This window comes from Pilimelia columellifera subsp. columellifera, assembly GCF_039532605.1.
Lineage (GTDB): Bacteria > Actinomycetota > Actinomycetes > Mycobacteriales > Micromonosporaceae > Pilimelia > Pilimelia columellifera.
Genome location: NZ_BAAARY010000002.1, coordinates 237,142 through 254,054, shown reverse-complemented (window position 1 = coordinate 254,054; position 16,913 = coordinate 237,142). Strand labels below are relative to the sequence as shown.

14 protein-coding genes, 2 tRNA genes and 1 pseudogene are annotated in these 16,913 nt (G+C 68.9%); 10 read left to right on the top strand and 7 right to left on the bottom strand.

Going from position 1 to position 16,913, the window contains the following annotated elements; all coding sequences use genetic code 11:
- The first annotated feature begins 23 nt into the window (after positions 1-23).
- Positions 24-1,589, top strand: a complete 1,566-nt coding sequence (locus ABD287_RS04140) for a S8/S53 family peptidase (protein ID WP_344168434.1) — start codon at positions 24-26, stop codon at positions 1,587-1,589.
- Between the two features lie 2 nt (positions 1,590-1,591).
- Positions 1,592-4,117 (top strand): CHAT domain-containing protein, encoded by a 2,526-nt coding sequence (locus tag ABD287_RS04135; protein ID WP_344168431.1) that lies wholly within the window; start codon positions 1,592-1,594, stop codon positions 4,115-4,117.
- Between the two features lie 118 nt (positions 4,118-4,235).
- Here ABD287_RS04135 and ABD287_RS04130 read toward each other — a convergent pair whose 3' ends face one another.
- Complete coding sequence (locus ABD287_RS04130; protein ID WP_344168428.1) at positions 4,236-4,601, bottom strand: hypothetical protein; 366 nt, start codon at positions 4,599-4,601, stop codon at positions 4,236-4,238.
- Between the two features lie 212 nt (positions 4,602-4,813).
- On the opposite strand from ABD287_RS04130, the gene ABD287_RS04125 reads away from it, so the two are divergent.
- A tRNA-Asn gene (locus tag ABD287_RS04125) sits at positions 4,814-4,886 on the top strand.
- Between the two features lie 131 nt (positions 4,887-5,017).
- Positions 5,018-5,094: transfer RNA gene (locus tag ABD287_RS04120), tRNA-Ile, on the top strand.
- Positions 5,095-5,222: 128 nt separating this feature from the next.
- On the opposite strand, the pseudogene ABD287_RS04115 reads toward ABD287_RS04120, so the two are convergent.
- The 4 genes and pseudogenes from ABD287_RS04115 to ABD287_RS04100 form a co-directional block, all read right to left on the bottom strand.
- Positions 5,223-5,639 (bottom strand): annotated as a pseudogene (locus tag ABD287_RS04115) (CYTH domain-containing protein); the annotation flags it as partial.
- A gap of 80 nt (positions 5,640-5,719) precedes the next feature.
- Complete coding sequence (locus ABD287_RS04110) at positions 5,720-5,893, bottom strand: hypothetical protein (protein ID WP_344168425.1); 174 nt, start codon at positions 5,891-5,893, stop codon at positions 5,720-5,722.
- On the bottom strand, positions 5,890-6,834 hold the full coding sequence (locus tag ABD287_RS04105) for an SUMF1/EgtB/PvdO family nonheme iron enzyme (RefSeq protein ID WP_344168422.1): 945 nt from the start codon (positions 6,832-6,834) through the stop codon (positions 5,890-5,892). Before ABD287_RS04105 ends, ABD287_RS04110 begins: the two co-directional genes overlap by 4 nt.
- Before the next feature lie 97 nt (positions 6,835-6,931).
- Complete coding sequence (locus tag ABD287_RS04100; protein ID WP_344168419.1) at positions 6,932-7,723, bottom strand: aminotransferase class IV; 792 nt, start codon at positions 7,721-7,723, stop codon at positions 6,932-6,934.
- Positions 7,724-7,847: 124 nt separating this feature from the next.
- Between ABD287_RS04100 and ABD287_RS04095 the strand changes: the two genes are divergently transcribed.
- The 4 genes from ABD287_RS04095 to ABD287_RS04080 are packed head-to-tail and all read left to right on the top strand — an operon-like array spanning position 7,848 to position 11,876.
- A complete protein-coding gene (locus ABD287_RS04095; RefSeq protein ID WP_344168417.1) occupies positions 7,848-9,005 on the top strand; it encodes a hypothetical protein in 1,158 nt (385 codons plus the stop codon).
- Positions 9,006-9,014: 9 nt separating this feature from the next.
- Positions 9,015-10,007 (top strand): nucleotidyl transferase family protein, encoded by a 993-nt coding sequence (locus ABD287_RS04090; RefSeq protein WP_344168414.1) that lies wholly within the window; start codon positions 9,015-9,017, stop codon positions 10,005-10,007.
- Positions 10,004-10,876, top strand: a complete 873-nt coding sequence (locus ABD287_RS04085) for an NAD-dependent epimerase/dehydratase family protein (RefSeq protein WP_344168411.1) — start codon at positions 10,004-10,006, stop codon at positions 10,874-10,876. The genes ABD287_RS04090 and ABD287_RS04085 overlap by 4 nt, the downstream gene beginning before the upstream one ends.
- Positions 10,869-11,876 carry an NAD(P)/FAD-dependent oxidoreductase gene (locus ABD287_RS04080; RefSeq protein WP_344168408.1) on the top strand — a complete coding sequence of 336 codons (1,008 nt, stop codon included), beginning with the start codon at positions 10,869-10,871 and terminating at the stop codon, positions 11,874-11,876. Before ABD287_RS04085 ends, ABD287_RS04080 begins: the two co-directional genes overlap by 8 nt.
- Before the next feature lie 9 nt (positions 11,877-11,885).
- On the opposite strand, the gene ABD287_RS04075 is transcribed toward ABD287_RS04080, so the two are convergent.
- Both ABD287_RS04075 and ABD287_RS04070 read right to left on the bottom strand, forming a co-directional pair.
- Positions 11,886-12,905 (bottom strand): tryptophan--tRNA ligase, encoded by a 1,020-nt coding sequence (locus tag ABD287_RS04075; RefSeq protein ID WP_344168405.1) that lies wholly within the window; start codon positions 12,903-12,905, stop codon positions 11,886-11,888.
- A gap of 74 nt (positions 12,906-12,979) precedes the next feature.
- On the bottom strand, positions 12,980-13,627 hold the full coding sequence (locus ABD287_RS04070) for an HAD family hydrolase (RefSeq protein ID WP_344168402.1): 648 nt from the start codon (positions 13,625-13,627) through the stop codon (positions 12,980-12,982).
- Positions 13,628-13,940: 313 nt separating this feature from the next.
- On the opposite strand from ABD287_RS04070, the gene ABD287_RS04065 reads away from it, so the two are divergent.
- Together ABD287_RS04065 and ABD287_RS04060 are read left to right on the top strand one after the other, a co-directional pair.
- Positions 13,941-15,686 (top strand): N-6 DNA methylase, encoded by a 1,746-nt coding sequence (locus ABD287_RS04065; RefSeq protein ID WP_344168399.1) that lies wholly within the window; start codon positions 13,941-13,943, stop codon positions 15,684-15,686.
- Entirely contained in the window at positions 15,683-16,906 is a 1,224-nt protein-coding gene (locus tag ABD287_RS04060) for a restriction endonuclease subunit S (RefSeq protein WP_344168396.1), read from the top strand. The genes ABD287_RS04065 and ABD287_RS04060 overlap by 4 nt, the downstream gene beginning before the upstream one ends.
- The last annotated feature ends 7 nt before the right edge of the window (positions 16,907-16,913 follow it).

The following is a 16,913-nucleotide window of genomic DNA, read 5'->3' as shown; positions in this document are numbered from 1 at the left end:
GACACCACCACGGAGGGATTGTCATGACTGATCCACACACCACCGCCGCCGCGTTCCGACCGGGCGACGTGGATCCGCCGATGCCCCCGCCGAGCGTCCTGGCCCAGTACGGCGCCCGGTCGTTGGACAACGCCACCGCGGCCCTGCTGCCCGGCCAGTCGATCCGGCCCACCGCGTACGTGGGGGACCGGCTGCTGGCCCGCGCCGACGCCGTCGACCGGGCGCTGCCTGCGCTCCAGGAAGCCGCCGACGAGCTGGGGATGAGCGTCGGCGTCGACGAGGGCTGGGGTGGCCGGTCCGCCGCCGCCGTCCGGCTGTGGGTGCGGCCGACGGGGGATAGGCCGGTGTCACTGGACGCCTGGCAGGTGCTCCAGACCGCCCGCGCCCGCTCCGGCCCGGACACGCTGCGCGGCGTCGGCCTGGACCACCTCATGTTCAGCACCACGACGTTCTTCGGCGCCCCCTACTACTCGGCGAACCCGTACTACTCGGCTAACCCCTACTACTCGGCCAACCCGTACGGTGGGGGCACGATCGCCCAGTACGCGCTGCCCGGGTACGGCGGCACCCAGCCGGTGGCGATGGTGGCCCCTGCCCCGGTCCGCGCCGACCTCAAGACCCGACCGGTGGTCGCGGTCTTCGACACCGGCTGCGGCGAGCACAGCTGGCTCACCGACGGCATCCTCACCGACGTCACCATCACCGATCCGGTGACCAGGACCGCCGAGGCGGTCGGCTACACCGTCCCGGACCCCGAACGCACCGGGGACCTCATCGGCCCCCTCGACGGCGGTCGGGACCCGCTGGCCGGGCACGGCACGTTCATCAGCGGCCTCATCCGCCAGGTGTGCCCGGACGCCGACATCCTCGCCGTGCGGGTCATCCGCTCCGATGGGGTCATCGCCGAGTCGGACCTGCTGCGGGCCCTCGAACAGGTCGCCGACCTGGCCACCCGGCACGCCCATAAGCAGGAGCACGGGCAGCGGGTCGACGTCGTCTCGCTGTCGTTGGGCTACTACCACGAGTCCCCCGAGGACGCCGCCGCCGACTCCGCCCTGTTGGCGGTGCTCAACCGCTTCGGCGAGCTGGGCATCCCGGTGGTCGCCGCCGCCGGCAACGACGCCACGATCCGGCGGCTGTTCCCGGCCGGGTTCAGCCCCCGACCAGGCGGCCCCGCGCCGGAGCCCGGGCGGGTCCCGGTGGTGAGCGTCGGCGCGCTCAACCCTGACGGCAGCGTCGCGCTGTTCAGCAACAGCGGTGCCTGGGTGCTGCGCTGGGAGGCCGGCGCCGCGCTGGTCAGCACCATGCCGCCGTTCATCAATGGGCTCAACCCGGCGGCCAGCGCCCCGGACCCGACCGGCCGGGAACGCCGCTCGCTGGACCTCGACAACTTCTCCGGCGTCCCCGACTTCACCGGCGGGTTCGCCGTCGGGAGCGGCACCTCCTACGCCACGCCGGTGTTCGCCGCCAGGCTCGCCAAAGCCCTCCTCGACCAGGCCGTCCGACCGGAGGGCATCCCGCTGGAGGCCACCGGGGACCAGGCCCTGGAACGTGGCTGGCGGGCTCTGGCCACCTACTTGAAGGTGTGAGCGTGGACCAGGCCGCCCAGCTCCACGCCCAGGCTGTCCAGGAGACCGAGCGCGGCCGACACGACCGCGCCCGGCGGCTCCTACGCGCGGCCCTGCGGGCCCGGCCAGACGCGCTGTGCCGGGCCCGCATCCTCATCAGCCTGGCCTTCCACGAGGCCGAGCAGCAGAGCCTGGTCGCCGGCCTGACCCTGCTCGACGAGGCGGACGCCACCCCCAGCCTGCCGGACCGGCTCCGAGGACTGGTCGCCAGCCAGCGTGGCCTGCTGCACATGCGCGCCGGCGCCCTGGGCCCGGCGCTGGACGGCTACGACGCCGCGCTGCGGCTGCTCGACGAGTCCGAGCCGCAGGACATCTGCCGGGCCCTGCTCAACCGAGGCATGCTGCGACTCAAGCCCGGGTCGCTGGCCCGCGCCCGCGCCGACTTCGCCCGCTGTGTCGACATCGCCAACCGGCACGGCCTCGACCTCATCGCCGCCAAAGCCAGCCACAACCTCGGGTACCTGTCGCTGCTCGCCGGCGACCTCCCCCGGGCGCTGCGGGAGATGGACACCGTCGCGCCGACCCTCGGCGAGCAGTCCCCGGCGTCGGCTGCCGTCTACCACGTCGACAGGGCCCAGGTGCTGCTCACCGCCGGCCTGTTCACCGAGGCCGACGACGACCTGGCGCAGGCCGACGAACTGTTCCGCCGCGCCCACAGCCGCCAGGACCAGGCTGAGGCGGAGCTGGCCAGGGCGCAGCTGGCGCTGCGGCAGCGCCGCTGGTCCGAAGCCCGTCGCCTGGCCACGGCCGCCCGCCACAAATTCAGCTCCCGCGGCGCCGCATCCTGGGGTCTGCTCGCCGACGCCGTCCTGCTCTCCGCCGATGTCGGCGCCGGCCGCGGCCTGGCCGCCGTCCAGACCGCCGGGGCGGCGCTCGCCGCCAGCCTGACCGCCCACGGACTCCGCGACGAAGGACGGCGGGTGGCCCTCACCGCCGCCGCCGCCGCGCTGCTCCGCCGCGACGTCCGCGCAGGCAGCCCCGGCCAACGCGCCCTGACCGCCCGGCAGATCGCCGCCAACGCGCTCACCCTGCGCCGCGACGACCCTATCGGCACCCGGATGCAGGCCCGCGCCGTGCGCGCCGATCTCGCCGACGCCGAGGGCCAACCTGCCCGCGCGCTGGGCGAGCTACGGGCCGCCGTCGCCGACCTGCACCACCACCAGGCATCGTTTGGCAGCCTGGACCTACAGGCCGCCGCCGCCGCCCATGTTGAACACCTGGCCGCCCAGGGGCTGTGCCGGGCCATCGACCAGGGCGCCCCAGCCAGCGTCCTGGCCTGGACCGAACGCGCCCGCGCCCTGTCCGCGCGGCTGTCCCCGGTCGTCGCCCCCACCGACCCGTACGCCGCCGAGATGCTCGCCGAACTCCGCCACGCCCGTGACGAGCTGCGCGTCCAGGAGCTCAACGGCGTCCCCGACCCGGCGCTGCGGACCCGCTGCCTGGCTCTGCAACGCCAGATCCGGCAACGCGCCTGGTACCGGCCGGGCCCACGCCTCGTCACCGCACCCGCCCCGCTGCGCGACATCGTCGACGAGCTCGCCGGCCAGGATGCCACCCTCATCTCCTACCTGGACGTCGACAATCAGCTGCACGCCCTCGTCGCCAGCGCCCAGCGGCGGATCGTCCGCCCGCTCGGGCCCTCGGCGCCCGTCGCCGAGGTGCGCCGCCGGCTGCGCGCCGACCTCGACCTGCTGGCCACCGAGAGCTTGCCCGACGTGATGCGGACAGCCGTCCGGGCCTCCACCCGCAGCTCGTTGGCCAGACTGGACGCCCTGCTGTGGCAGGCCGTCGCCCCGCTCGTCGCATCCGGACCGTTACTCATCTCGCCGCCAGCCACGATGGCCACCATCGCCTGGCCGCTCCTCCCGTCGTTGGCCGGTCGGGCGCTGTCAGTCGTGCGGTCACCGACCGCCTGGCTGCGCTCCCGGGCCAACGCGACCATCCCGCCGGCCCCACAGGTCGCCGTAGCGGCCGGGCCGGGAGTCGCCCGGGCCGAGGCCGAGGCCAAACTTGTCGCCGAGGCATGGCCGGTGGCTGAAACGCTCAGCGGGCTCGCCGCCACCGCCGCCGCCGTCCGGGACGCCGCCGAACGCTGTGACGTGCTGCACATCGCCGCCCACGGCTTCCACGAACACGACAACCCGCTGTTCTCCTGCCTACGGATGTCCGACGGGCCGCTGTTCGGCCACGACCTCGACGGCCTTGCCCACCCACCCCGGCACGTCATGCTCTCGGCGTGCGAGCTCGGCCTGGCGCACGCCCGCCCCGGGGACGAGACCCTCGGCATGAGCGCCGCGTTGCTGCACGGGGGCGTCGGCAGCGTCGTCGCCGGGGTAGCCCGCATCTCCGACGAGACCGCCTACGCGGTGGCCCCGGCGCACCACGCTGGGCTACGTCGCGGGCTCAGCCCGTCAGCGGCGCTCGCCGCGGCGCTGCCCAGCGGCGACGCCGACCCCGCGCCGCTGGTCTGCTTCGGCAACGGCTGGTGACTGTGCGTCCAGTCCGGCGCCGACCCTTCCGAATCCGCCTGGCCGTGGACAGCACGGAACGGGCGCGCTTCGTGAGCAGCGCCCGTCCCGGTCGTCGGCCGCGTTGACGCGGCGTGCGTCAGCGCGGGTTGTTCGACGTGCCGATGCCCGTCCCCGAACTGCGGTTACCAGTGGACGGGGCGCCCGTCGTGCTGGTCGTCGAGCCGCCGGAACGGCTGCCGGCGGTCGCCAGCGGCTTGTCAGCGCCGTGACTGAGCTTCTCGCCGAGCTTGGAGTGGGTGAGCTTGTCGTTGACCGTCCCCTTGCCCTCCTCGTAGAGGCGGGTGGCCTGCGCCTGCACCACGCCAGCGGCCTCCTGGACCGAGGGGTGGTCCCAGAACTTCCGGGCGGTCAGCGCGATCTGCTCGTACTTCTCCCGCCCTGCCCGCGAGCCGAGGACATACCCTGCGGCGGCCCCCACAGCGAACCAAAGCTTTCCGCGCATCACGCGCTCCTTCCTCGATGGCGCCGGCCAGGTCTGAACGCCGGGCCGACGGTGGCGGTGCGCCACCTGCGTCGTTCGTGCGTCAGTGCATACCCATCCTCCGCCTTCGTTATGCATGACGTGGCCCGGTGGCGAAACTCGTCAGCCCAGTGGGGTACGGACCGGGCAGCTCATGTACTCTTGTCCCCAGTCGCACGGCCCGTCCGTGGCGATCCCCGATAGCTCAATTGGCAGAGCAGCCGGCTGTTAACCGGCAGGTTATTGGTTCGAGTCCAATTCGGGGAGCTTGACTCAAGAAGGTCCGCACCCCAGTGGTGGCGGGCCTTCTCCCGTTGCGGCGCCGTGCGTGGACTCTGAGTCCCAACCGGCCGGAGGGCTACCACGAACGGGTTGATCCGGTAACCTCTTCGCTCATTGGGGCGGTAGCTCAGCCGGTTAGAGCAGGGGACTCATAATCCTTTGGCCGTGGGTTCGAGTCCCACCCGCCCCACCAACGGGTGCATCGCGCACACCGCGCCTTCGTCCGCCCTTCCTACCCCGGCCGCGTCCGAGCCTCCACCGCTCTGCCCGCCGGGGCGGTTTCAGCGATGGCGCGGACACGGCTGACGGCTATCGGTGCGGCTATCCGCGGCTCTCGAACGTCAGTGACGACTCGGTGAGGATGTCGCGGCCCAGGACGGTGCGGTACACCTCGTCGACGCTGCCGTACGAGGCGTCAGCGAGGTCCAGGCCGAGCGCTTGGGCGGCGTGGCGGACGGCGGTTTCGTCGGGGCCTTCGACTTCGAGGTAGGTGGGTAGGTCGGGCCAGGTGTCGATGTCGTAGGTGACGCCGTCGAGTTGCCATTCTTCGCGGTAGTTCTCCTGGTAGCGCTTGGCGGTGAAGCCCATCGCCTGTAGCACGGTGCGGGTGGCGTCGAGGTCGACGACCTCGGTTTCGGCTTCCAGGATGCTGTCGATGGCTGACGGGCCGTTGCTTACCTGCTTGTAGGTCAGGAAGGTGCACTCGCCCTGTTGGCGCAGGCGCAGCCAGCCGCCTTGGCGTCGGTTTCGTCGTTGATGAAGACGATGCGGCGCATGAGGGTCCGCGGCATGCTCTGACGGGCGCCGCGACTATCCAGCTATGCGGTGATCTTGTCTGGGTCGATGTCGAAGAAGCGGGCTTCGTACTCGGTCTGCATGGTGGCCTTCCGGTCGGTGACTGGCTGCGCCGTTGCCGGCGTCATCGTGTCGCCCCGGCGCAGGCGGAGGTGGCTCAGTGGTGGAGCAGAGCGGTGCGTGTGCAGGCGGTTCACCCGCTAAAGGCTGTTTGTGGAGTCACACACCGAAAGCCCGTGTCATCGTCTTGCATCGTTCGCGCGGCGTCATTGGTGGCGCAGGCCTGAGCGAGCCGGAACGGGCTGGTGAAGGCGCTGCCACGAAGCACGAACCGTCCGGGGTCAGTCTCGGTGGAGCACCACTCCCAGATATTTCCGCTCATGTCGTAGCAGCCGTAAGGGCTGGTTCCGCTGTGGTAGCGGTCCACCGGGGTGGTGCGGTCGATGCCGGACTCCACGACATTGCATTTGGCGGCCGTGGGCTGATCACCCCAGGGATAGGTGCGGCCGCGCTCTCCGCGCGCTGCCTTCTCCCACTGCTGCGAGGTGGGCAGCGCTTTTTGTGCCCACTGCGCGTAGGCGGTGGCGTCGTCGTGGGTCACGTGGACGATCGGGTGTCGCCTGATCTCAGGTGGGTAAGTGCCGTTGGGCCAGTGGGCTGGCCGGCGGTGTCCCGTAGCCTCGATGAAGTTGGCGTAGTCGGCGTTGGTCACCGGTTCGGCGTCGATGTAGTAGCCAGGGAGCCACACCGCCTCGCGGTCGGATCCGAATAGGAAGATCCCGGCGGGTACGAGAACCATCTTTTTGCCGTCGCTCGGGCTTCGCACCGGAGCAGGCGTGTCGATCGACGGGACGTGCTCGGCTGGCGCCGCTGCTGTCCCGGTAACGTCTACGGCGTTCGGCGGACCACCGACCACAAGGTGAAATCGCTGTTGCACGGCGGCGTCGAATCGGCTCAGAGCCGTGTCCAGGAGGGCTTGGCTGTCTGGGGTCGGCGCTATCGCCGCGCCTCGGGACTCCCACTTGGACACGGTGCGGTCGCTGATGCCGAGGTGCGAGGCGAACGCTCGGACTGTCATCCTCGCTGCTTCGCGGAGCGCGCGCGCCTCGCGGCCGGTCCACCGTTGCACCGTCGCCATATTGAACCTCCACCCCTCTTGCCGGGGCGGAGTCTAGTCCGTTCGTGACCGGTACAGCTGGCCCGAAGACCACCTCCGGCAGCGACCCGGTGTTGCTCTACAGCGGGTCGCCCATGTCTTCGTTGAACTCCTGGGTCAGCCTGCGCAGCTGTTCGCCGGCAGCTACGACCGGCCGACCGTTGATCGACGCGACCGGACGGAGGCCGACGGCGGCATTGGTGACAAACACCGCGTCGCGCCCGAGAGCGTCCTGGGGGGTCATCGTGGCGTGCGCGACCTTGAGCTGCCGCCGCTCGGCAAGCTTGCTGACCAGGCGCATCGTGACTCCCACGAGTTGATCGCCGTCGGGCCACAGCAGCGTCGAGCCGCTGAGGAAGCCGATGTTCCAGGTGGCGCCTTCCGTGATATGCCCGTGCCGGTTGACGAAAAGCACGTCGTCGTGGCCGGCCAGCTGCGCGGCGCGGCGGTGGCTGAGCGTGCCGAACAGGCCGACGTGTTTGACGGCAGGAGCCTCGCGTTCGTACTCGGCGGTGCCTAGCGCCAATGGTGACAGCGGCCCGCCGGCGGCAGATTCGCGGGTTGTCACGAGGATCCGCGGCCGGCAGGCGGCGGCCGGCCGACCGAGCTGGAGGTGCGGGTCGAACACCGTCACCCGGGCGATGACGTCCCCGCTCGGGCCTACGGCTGCGCGGACGAACCGACGCACGTCCTCAGGATCCAGATCCGCTCCGAAGACGCGCTTGCAGTCGCTGACGAGGCGGTCCATGTGCATCCCGAGCCCGCGGACACGCCCGTCGACAACCCGCATCGAGGTGAAGTGCCCGTAGTTGCACAGCGCCAGGGCAGCGAGGTCATCCGGGTTCACCGGCTGTCCTTCGAGCTGAATCATGCGCCCATCATGACACCGGCCGGGACCTCACTCGTGGTGCGCGGACCGCCGGTTCGACAGCGGTTCAGCAGCGGTGCGTTGGCCGTACCTTCACGACAGCGGCCGACGCGATGACGCTGAGTGCATGTTCGTCACCCCAAAGGCGCTGTCCGCGCGGCCCAACCCCAGGCGCCTCCAGTCACCAGAGGGCGCAACCGTCCTGCGCTTCGCGGCGCCGCCGAGCCAGCAGCGCAAGCATCATCCGGCCGATCCGGTGCCAGCCCGGTGCGCCGACGTTCCTGCTGGCTCCTGGTCAGCAGCCGTTCTCCATGCGCTCCTACGCGACCGGTCGGATGCCGCCGACGTGCGTTGGCGCCGATGGTGCGTCAAACTGCTGCGCAGCGATCGTCTCGGTCCCGAGCAGCTGCACGATTGGTGGACAGTCGTGACCGAGTTCGACCCGGTCCTCGCCGGCTATGCCGCAAACCCCGTGCCAGTGCCCGACGGAACTGTCGTGGTGGCCGGCAGCGGCAAAGAGCAATTCAAGACGTTTAACGTCAGCACCGCTGCGGCGGTGCTCGCTGCCGCGGCCGGCGTGCCGGTGGTCAAGGGAATCTCCCGGTCAGTGTCGGCGGTCTCCGGCGCCACCGACATCCTCGAGGCACTGGGCATTCGCCCGGTAACAGGTCCAGCGGCCGTCGCGCAGGTACTGGACCGGTACGGCATCGCGTTCGTCGCGTACCCGCAGTTTTGCCCTCGATACGCGGCCCGGTACGACGGCGTCTTCGACACGCTGAATCCCGCCAGCTTCTTCATGCCGGTCGCCACGATGTGTGTCCGGGCACGCAGCTTCGTCCTCGGCCTGGCCCACCACGAGGTCACGCTCGCGGCCGCCGCGCTGCGACGCATTCGGCCCGACCTCGCCACCGGCATCGTCGTGTCCACGGAACTGTCCCCCGGCGAGACCGTCGACGAGTACGGCGACGTCGGCGCGCTCAGGGTCGCCCGACAGGTCGCCGGCGTCATCACCAGCGACCTGAGCCAAGGAGCCCCACCCACCGAGTCCTGGCGGCGAGCCGTGGCGCACCGGTCCACCCACGACGCCAACGCCGCACTCGTGGCTCAAGCCCTAACCGACGGAGCCGACACCCCGGCCACCCGGCTGGTCGAAGTGAACGCCGCCCTGATCCTCGAGGCCAGTGGCGCCTCCGGAAACGCACGGGAGGCGGTCGGGCGGGTCCGCGACGCACGCCGGTCAGGCCACGCCATGCGACTGCTGACAACTCTCACCAACAACCGATAGGAGCCCGAAATGCCTGCTGAACTCATCGAAGGCCACGCCGCCGCCGCGGTGTCCGGACATCTGGGCCCGACCGCCGGCCGGTTCACCCACCTCGACGACGCCCTATCGGTACTGGACACCGCACAGCGGGACGGACTCGCCATCGTCACCGGATTCGGTCCTACGAACGCGCCGACGGCCGGAACCCTGTCAGTCATGCTCGGTGCCGTCGAGCTGCAACGACGGCTCGAAGCTCCCATGACCGTCGTCATCTCCGACCTCGGCGCGTGGAACTCCCGCAACGTCCCCTGGCCGGCGCTGATCCGGGTACGCGACCAGATGTCGTCGTTCCTGATCGAACTGGGCCTCGATCCGCGGACGGCCGGGTTGCGCTCGCACCTTGACCACGACAACCTCATCCGAGCTGGCCGAGTCGCCCGCTACCTGTCCCGCGCCGACTTCCAGCAGCACCGCGAGAGCCTGCTGGAGCTGTACGCCGACCATGGCCTCCTCGGCAGCGAGATCGGCGTGGTCGTCGACTCGCTCTACACCGTCGCCGACGTGCTCGGGCCCTTCGACTCCGGCGCGTCTCGCGTGCTGATGGTCTCCGGGATGGAAGAGGCGTACTTCACCGACCTCGCCCGGCTTGTGCTCCATCGGCAGGCCGACGCCGGCGAGCTGAGCCTGGGATGGGACGGCCGGATCGGCGCGCTCTACTTCCGGGTCCTCGAAGGGCTCGCTGGCTACCCGAAGATGTCCAAAAGCATCCCGGCCTCCAGCATCCACCTCAACATGACTCCCGACGAGATCGCCGAACAGGTGCTCAGCGACGACGGCACCAGCCAGACCGCCCTGCTGTCGGCCATCGAGCTGAGCAGCGGATGGGCCGTCCAGGATGTCGAAGCGGCGCGCCGAGCCTGCGCTGAACGCACCGAACGCCCCGGCCCCTGGCTCGAGATCCGCCGGGAATTCTGCGACACGTTCAATGCCTTCGCCCACACGTGGCGGCGGTGCGCGCCGTGACCGGGTCGATTGTCCTGCTGGGTGCCTCCGGGCGGCTCGGCGGCGCCGCGCTCCCGCTGTTCACCGCCGCCGGCTTCGAGGTCATCGCCGTCAGCCGCACGCGACCCGAGCCCCGGCGCGACAGTATGTGGATCGGCGCGGACCTTACCGATCAGCGGGCTCAGACTGCGGTGGCCACCGCCGTGGACCGCTTGACGGCCGGACAACAGCACGTCTGGGTGGTGGACAGCGTCCTTGACCGCAGCGGCGTCGATGCCATGCGCCGAAGCATCGACGCCGCCACCACGACTGTGCTGCGACTGCACACGAACCTGGCAGGACGGGGCCGGACGTGCGTGTTGATCGCCGCGAGCACCACAGCTGTCCTCGCACCCGGACTTCTCCAGACACCGTACGGGCTGACCAAACGTCGGCAGGTGGTCACGTACGCCCGCACCGGCCTTCCCGGCGGCGCGCTCCTCCTCCCTCAACTGGCGTCAACCCCGCCCTTCCCCAGCCGCTGCACGTTCAGCGAGGCGGCGCAGGAGCTGGTCAACTGCGCCCTGCGAGGGCCGGCAGGATTTACCCTGCGCATTCCCGCCGGGGTCGGCGCCACGACCGGCCCGAACGCGACGGCCATCCACAGCGAGGGGTCCGCGATGCTCGCTCACCTGTACAGCCTGCTGCTGCGGCGGGACTCGATGTACGCCCACCGTGCGGCGGCCCGCGCCCGGCTGCGCCTCACCCCCCGGCGGCTACGAAGTCTGGTTGACCACCGCCTCGCCCCGCCGGAACTGGTGCGCCGCTTCACCCACCGCTACCGCCTGACCGTCATCGACGACCGGGATCCCCGATTCACCCCTACCCACGAAGGAGCCGACCGTGTCTGACGCCAGCGTCGACGTTCTCGTTATCGGGTCAGGGATCTGCGGCCTGACCATCGCTATCACCGCAGCACGCCGTGGCCTATCCGTGCGATGCATCGGCGACGGCGGACCAAGTGCCTCGGTGGAGAACTTCGGGCAACTGCACTCCGGCGCGGTCTACGCTCCGGTCCTACCCGCCGTCGCGCAGGCATGCTGGCAGCACCGCCACCGGTGGAACGACCTCATCGGACCGGCACGGGCGGGCGGAACGAACGGGCTGGCGTTGTTCCACACCACCGACGCCGTTAACCGATACCGCACCGCATGGCAACGGCTCGGAATCGACGTCACGGAAGTCGACGCCCACACCACCGCACCCAACCGACAGGCAGCGGCAGCGTTCCGTCTACCGGACCACAGTGTGCATCTGCCGACGCTGCACGCCAGCCTCCTTGACCTTGCCCGGGCCAGCGACGTGCGGACGGACAATGGATACGAAGTGGCCCTTCACCGCGACCCCAGCACCGCGCTTGTCACAGTGGGGGATGTGACGACACGGGCCCGCACGGTTGTTCTGGCGACGGGAGCCGCCACCCCGGATCTGCTGACACACGCGGGAATCGAGCACACGCTTCGAACCCGCCGCATCGCGTGGGCCCGGCTTCCGCATACGGTCCCAGAGACGCTGACCTACTGGCTCGACGGCGACATGCTGGCGATCAGCCCGGACCGCGACTGCGTGCGAGTGGGCCTGCCCGGCGTCGCCGGACGGTACGGCACCGCCGAAGCAGAACACGCCCGACTGTGCGCCGCGCTCGCCCGTCGCGGCATCCATCCCGGCGGCCTCGACCTGCGCTGGGGTGCGGTGTGCGAGCCCGGCCAGGCCGGCCCGTCGACCCTCGTTACGGACCTCCGCGATCCGCCGCCGGGCTGGACTCCTACCGCGAACCTGATGGTCGCGCTGCCAGGCAAGTGGACCACCGCGTGGCAATGCGCCGATAAGGTCGTCGAGGCTATCGGCTGACCCGCGCGCTCAGCGGATGCCGATGGCCTCACGCACCCGCTCGAGCAACGGCTGGCTCTGCTTGCGGGCCTTCTCCGCGCCATGGGCCAGAAGGTCGTCAAGTTCGCTGCCCGGCGCCATCAGCGCCTCGTACTTCTCCCGCATCGGCGCGAACTGGTGGTTCAGCGCGTTGGTCAGCCTGGCCTTGACCTCGCCCCAACCCATCCCGCCAGCCAGCAGCGCCGCCCTGGTGTCAGCCACGACATCCGCGGTGCCGAAGTGCTCCAGCAAGGTGAACACCGACGAGGAGTCAGGGTCCTTGGGCGCCTCGACCGGGACGCTGTCGGTGGGGATACGCCGGATGGTCTTTCGCAGGGTGGCCTCGGGGGCGAACAGCGGGATCGTGTTGCCGTACGACTTGCTCATCTTCCGCCCGTCGGTGCCCGGCATCGTGTGCGCCGTCCCCTCCGCTGGAACAATGGGCGTGGGGATCTTGAAGGCGAACTGTTCGCCGTAGACGGCGTTGAACGCGCCAGCGATGTCCGCGGCATACTCCACGTGCTGAAGCTGGTCGCGGCCGACTGGAACCACGTCCGCGTCCATAAGCAGAATGTCGACGGCCATCAGCACCGGATAGTTGAACAGGCCCATGTTCACGCCCGCGTCCAGGTCATCCTTGCCCGCCTCACGGTTGCGGTCGCGCACCGCCTTATAGGCGTGCGCTCGGTTCATCAGACCCTTGCCGGTCACGCACGACACCACCCATGCCAGCTCGAACGTCTCCGGGATGTCCGACTGCCGGTAGAACGTCGTGCGGTCCGGATCGAGTCCGGCCGCCAGCCAGGTCGCCGCGACCGAACGGGTGTAGTGACGCAGCAGGTCGCGGTCGCGGATGGTCGTCAGCGCGTGGTGGTCGGCGATGAAGTACACCGAGTCGTAGCTGTCGGCCAGCTCGAGAGCCGGGAGGATCGCACCGATGTAGTTGCCCAAATGCGGCTCCCCGGTCGGCTTGATACCGGTGAGCGAGACCTTACGCGCCGTCGAACCCATGCCGGCGACTGTACCGCGAGCCACCGCTTGGGCTCCGCCCCATATCAGCCTCCTGACGCCTAATGACGCGGTGATCAAGGTTGAGACAGGCCCAGCCGTTGCGGCAAGTCCGCCATCCTGCTGAAGACGCCCTCAACACCTTGGTCCGAGGCGTTGGCGACGTAGCGCAAGACCCGCATCCCAGCCGCTCTCGCCGCTGAGACTCCTGACTCGCTGTCCTCGATCACCACGCAGCGCTCCGGCGATACGCCCATGGTCTCCGCCGCGAACAGGAACAGATCCGGTGCCGGCTTCCCCCGCAGCACCTGTGACGCCGTGAACACCCGACCGCGGAAGTAACAGGCCAGTCCGGTGGCGGCCAGCGTCAAGGCGACCTTCTCCGGTCGCCCGTTCGAGGCCACACAGTAGGGCGTCGTCAACTGGTCGAGCACCGCGGTCACGCCCGGCACGGCCTGGACCCGCTCAGCGAGCGCCCGGTCCACGGCCAGCGTGAGATCATCAAGCCATTTCTGCGGCAGCGGCGCGCCCAATCGAGCGGCGATCAGCTCAGCGGTGGCGCTCGTGGTGAGACCAGTGAAATCCCGAAGACATTCCGCATCGGTGATCGTGGCACCGAGCCGCCGCATCCGCTCCGCCAGCACCCCGAGGACAATCGGTTCACTGTCGACCAGCACACCGTCACAATCGAAGATGACCAGATCAGGGCAGCGCTGGACGGTCATGTCGCACTTCCGCCCAGCCACGATTTTGTGCCGGTGATGGAGGGGTCATCCTTGCGGCGCTCAATGTTCGGCATGGCGCGGGCAACGGTAACCTAGAAGTCGGGCGTGCGCTGACGGTGGGCCAGGTGCGCCAACTCCTGGCCGAGTACGTAGTCGCCCAGCGTCGGCGGCAGCTGACCGTCTGGTGATGCGCGATGATGTCCTGTGACGCACCGGCTGCCGGAGACTGTGCGCCACGCGTGCTCGGATGGCACGCACCGGCTTGCGCCGAGCGTCCAGCATCCGTCATCGAGCGATCTTCGTAAGGAGCCTTGTGAGCGCCCTCGGTAGCTTCATCTGGTCGATCGCGGACCAGCTTCGGGGCCCCTACCGCCCCAACCAGTACGGCAACGTAATCCTGCCGCTCACCATCCTGCGACGCCTCGACTGCATCCTGGAGCCCGACCGGGAGACGGTGCGGGCGCTGGCGAAGAGGTACGACAACCCCGTCCGGCTCAGGATCGAGGTCAAGAAGGCGACCGGCAGGCCGTTCTACAACACCTCGAACTACTCCTTCGCCAACCTGCTGGCGGACGCCGACGGACTGGCGGACAACCTGGCCGACTACATCGACCGGTTCTCGCCCGACGTCGACGTATTCCAGTACTTCGACTTCAAGAAGGAAATCCTCGCCCTGGAGAAGGCGGAGCTGCTGCGCGCGGTCATCACATCCTTCAATGCAGTCAACCTGCATCCGCGTAAGGTCTCCAACGCCGACATGGGTGATGCGTTCGAGTACATCATCCGCAAGTTCAACGAGGCTGCGAACGAGACCTCCGGCGATCACTACACCCCGCGCGACGCGATCCGACTGCTGGTGGACCTGCTGTTCGCCGAGAAGGACGCCGACCTGACCGAGGCCGGCATCGTCCGCACGCTGTATGACCCGACCGCGGGCACCGGCGGCATGCTCACCCTGGCCGAGGAGCACCTGCTCGCGCAGAATCCCGACGCGAAGTTGAGCCTGTACGGCCAGGAGTACAACCCGCAGTCGTACGCGATCTGCAAGTCCGACCTGCTGGCCAAGGGGCACGACACGACCAACATCGCCTTCGGGAACACGCTCACCGACGACGCGTTCCCGAGCCGCAAGTTCGACTTCTGCATGTCCAACCCGCCGTACGGCGTCGACTGGAAGCAGTACGCCAAGGCGGTCACCGCCGAGCGTGACTCCGCCGGCCCCTACGGTCGGTTCGCCCCCGGGCTTCCGGCGACCTCAGACGGGCAGATGCTCTTCCTGCTGCACCTGGCCCACAAGATGCGCGCCCCGTCCGACGGCGGCGGCCGGGTCGGGATCGTCATGAACGGCTCGCCGCTGTTCAACGGCGGCGCCGAGTCCGGCCCGTCCAACATCCGCCGGTGGCTGCTGGAGAACGACCTGGTCGACGCGATCGTGGCGCTGCCGACCAACATGTTCTTCAACACCGGCATCGCCACCTACATCTGGATCCTGGACAACACCAAGCACCCCGTTCGCAAGGGCCTGGTCCAGCTCATCGACGGCACGTCGTTCTGGACCAAGATGCGCAAGAATCTAGGCTCCAAGGGCCGTGAGATCAGCGACGCCGACCGTGCCAAGGTCGTGAAGCTGTACGCCGACTTCCGCGATGCCGACCCGGACTACTCGAAGGTGCTGCGCAACGACGAGTTCGGCTACTGGACCATCACGGTCGAGCGCCCGCTGTTGGGCGAGGACGGGAAGCCGGTTGTCGACCGCAAGGGAAAGCCCAAGCCGGACAGCAAGAAGCGCGACACTGAGAACGTCCCGTTCACCTACGGCGGCTCGACCGCCGGCGCGGCCGGCAAGATCGAGGTCATCCAGGCGTACTTCGACGCCGAGGTGAAGCCCCACGTCTCCGACGCCTGGATCGACTGGACGAAGGTGAAGGTGGGCTACGACATCCCCTTCACCCGCCACTTCTATAAGTACGTCCCACCCCGCCCCCTCGCCGAGATCGACGCCGACCTGGAAAAGCAGGTCGCCAAGATTCTCGACCTGCTGCGAGAGGTGGAGCAGTGAGTGCAGGTGCGCCGTATCCCTACTACAGGGACGAGTCGCGCCAAACGTTCTCCCGCATTCCGAGTCATTGGGATGTTGCCAGAGCGCGGCACCTCGTGCGCATCCGAACTGGCACCGGCGATACCGTTGATGCGGAACTAGATGGTCCATTTCCGTTCTATGTCCGGTCTGACGCACCACTTCTGTCGAGCAAATGGGATTTCGATACCACGGCGGTACTCACTGCGGGTGACGGGGCAGGCGTCGCTAAGGTGTTTCACCTCGTCGCAGGTCGCTTCATGGCGCACCAACGCGTGTACGTACTTGATGACTTCCGACGGGTGACGCCAAAATTCTTCTATTACGCCTTCAGTAACTTGTTTCATCTGATGGCCTTGGATGGAAGCGCTAAGTCGACCGTGGACTCCGTTCGTAGGCCGATGATCGCGGATATGCCGTTCGCTATCCCCCCGTTGGACGAGCAGCGAAGTATCGCCGGCTACCTCGACCGCGAGACCGCCCGCATCGACACGCTCATCGAGGAGCAGCAGCGCCTAATCGAGATGCTCCGCGAGCGACGCACAGCGGTCATCGCGAATGCGACTGCGCAGGGTGAGGACGTAGAACTGCGGCGCGTCATCGCGGTTCTACGTCAGGGGTGGAGCCCCAACTGCGAAAGTTGGCCGGCCGACGGGGTAGCGGAGTGGGGGGTCCTCAAGGTCGGGTGCGCGAACACTGGACGATTCAACCCCGCTGAAAACAAGCGACTTCCAGACGACGAGACTCCGCGGCCAGAGCTTGCGGTTAATCAGGGCGAACTCGTCATGTCTCGTTCTAATACTAAAGATCTAGTGGGTGCTGCTGCCGTGGTCGACGGGAGCTACCCGCGGTTGCTTCTCTCCGATCTTACGTACGGTCTCTCGCTTGCGGACGACGCGGATCCCGCGTTCGTGGCGTACGCTCTCGGGTCTCCTCGCATGCGTGCGCAGATCGGTGCTGCATCCAAGGGCATGAGTCAATCGATGCAAAAGATTTCTCAGCGAGACATTCGAGAGCTTCGCCTGCGATTGCCGGCCCTGACTGAGCAGCGACACATGGTCGCCCATCTCGACGGGCAGACGGCGAAGATCGACGCATTGATTGCTGAGACTGGGCGATTCATTGATCTCACTCGCGAGCGCCGGTCCGCGCTGATCACGGCGGCCGTGACGGGGCAGATCGACGTGCGGGAGATGGCGTGATGGCCGA

Coding starts and splice junctions, on each gene's coding strand:
- ABD287_RS04140 (WP_344168434.1), top strand. CDS start 24: ATGACTGATCCACACACCACCGCCGCCGCGTTCCGACCGGGCGACGTG.
- ABD287_RS04070 (WP_344168402.1), bottom strand. CDS start 13,627: ATGACCGTCCAGCGCTGCCCTGATCTGGTCATCTTCGATTGTGACGGT.
- ABD287_RS04090 (WP_344168414.1), top strand. CDS start 9,015: ATGCCTGCTGAACTCATCGAAGGCCACGCCGCCGCCGCGGTGTCCGGA.
- ABD287_RS04095 (WP_344168417.1), top strand. CDS start 7,848: ATGTTCGTCACCCCAAAGGCGCTGTCCGCGCGGCCCAACCCCAGGCGC.
- ABD287_RS04100 (WP_344168419.1), bottom strand. CDS start 7,723: ATGATTCAGCTCGAAGGACAGCCGGTGAACCCGGATGACCTCGCTGCC.
- ABD287_RS04130 (WP_344168428.1), bottom strand. CDS start 4,601: ATGCGCGGAAAGCTTTGGTTCGCTGTGGGGGCCGCCGCAGGGTATGTC.
- ABD287_RS04105 (WP_344168422.1), bottom strand. CDS start 6,834: ATGGCGACGGTGCAACGGTGGACCGGCCGCGAGGCGCGCGCGCTCCGC.
- ABD287_RS04075 (WP_344168405.1), bottom strand. CDS start 12,905: ATGGGTTCGACGGCGCGTAAGGTCTCGCTCACCGGTATCAAGCCGACC.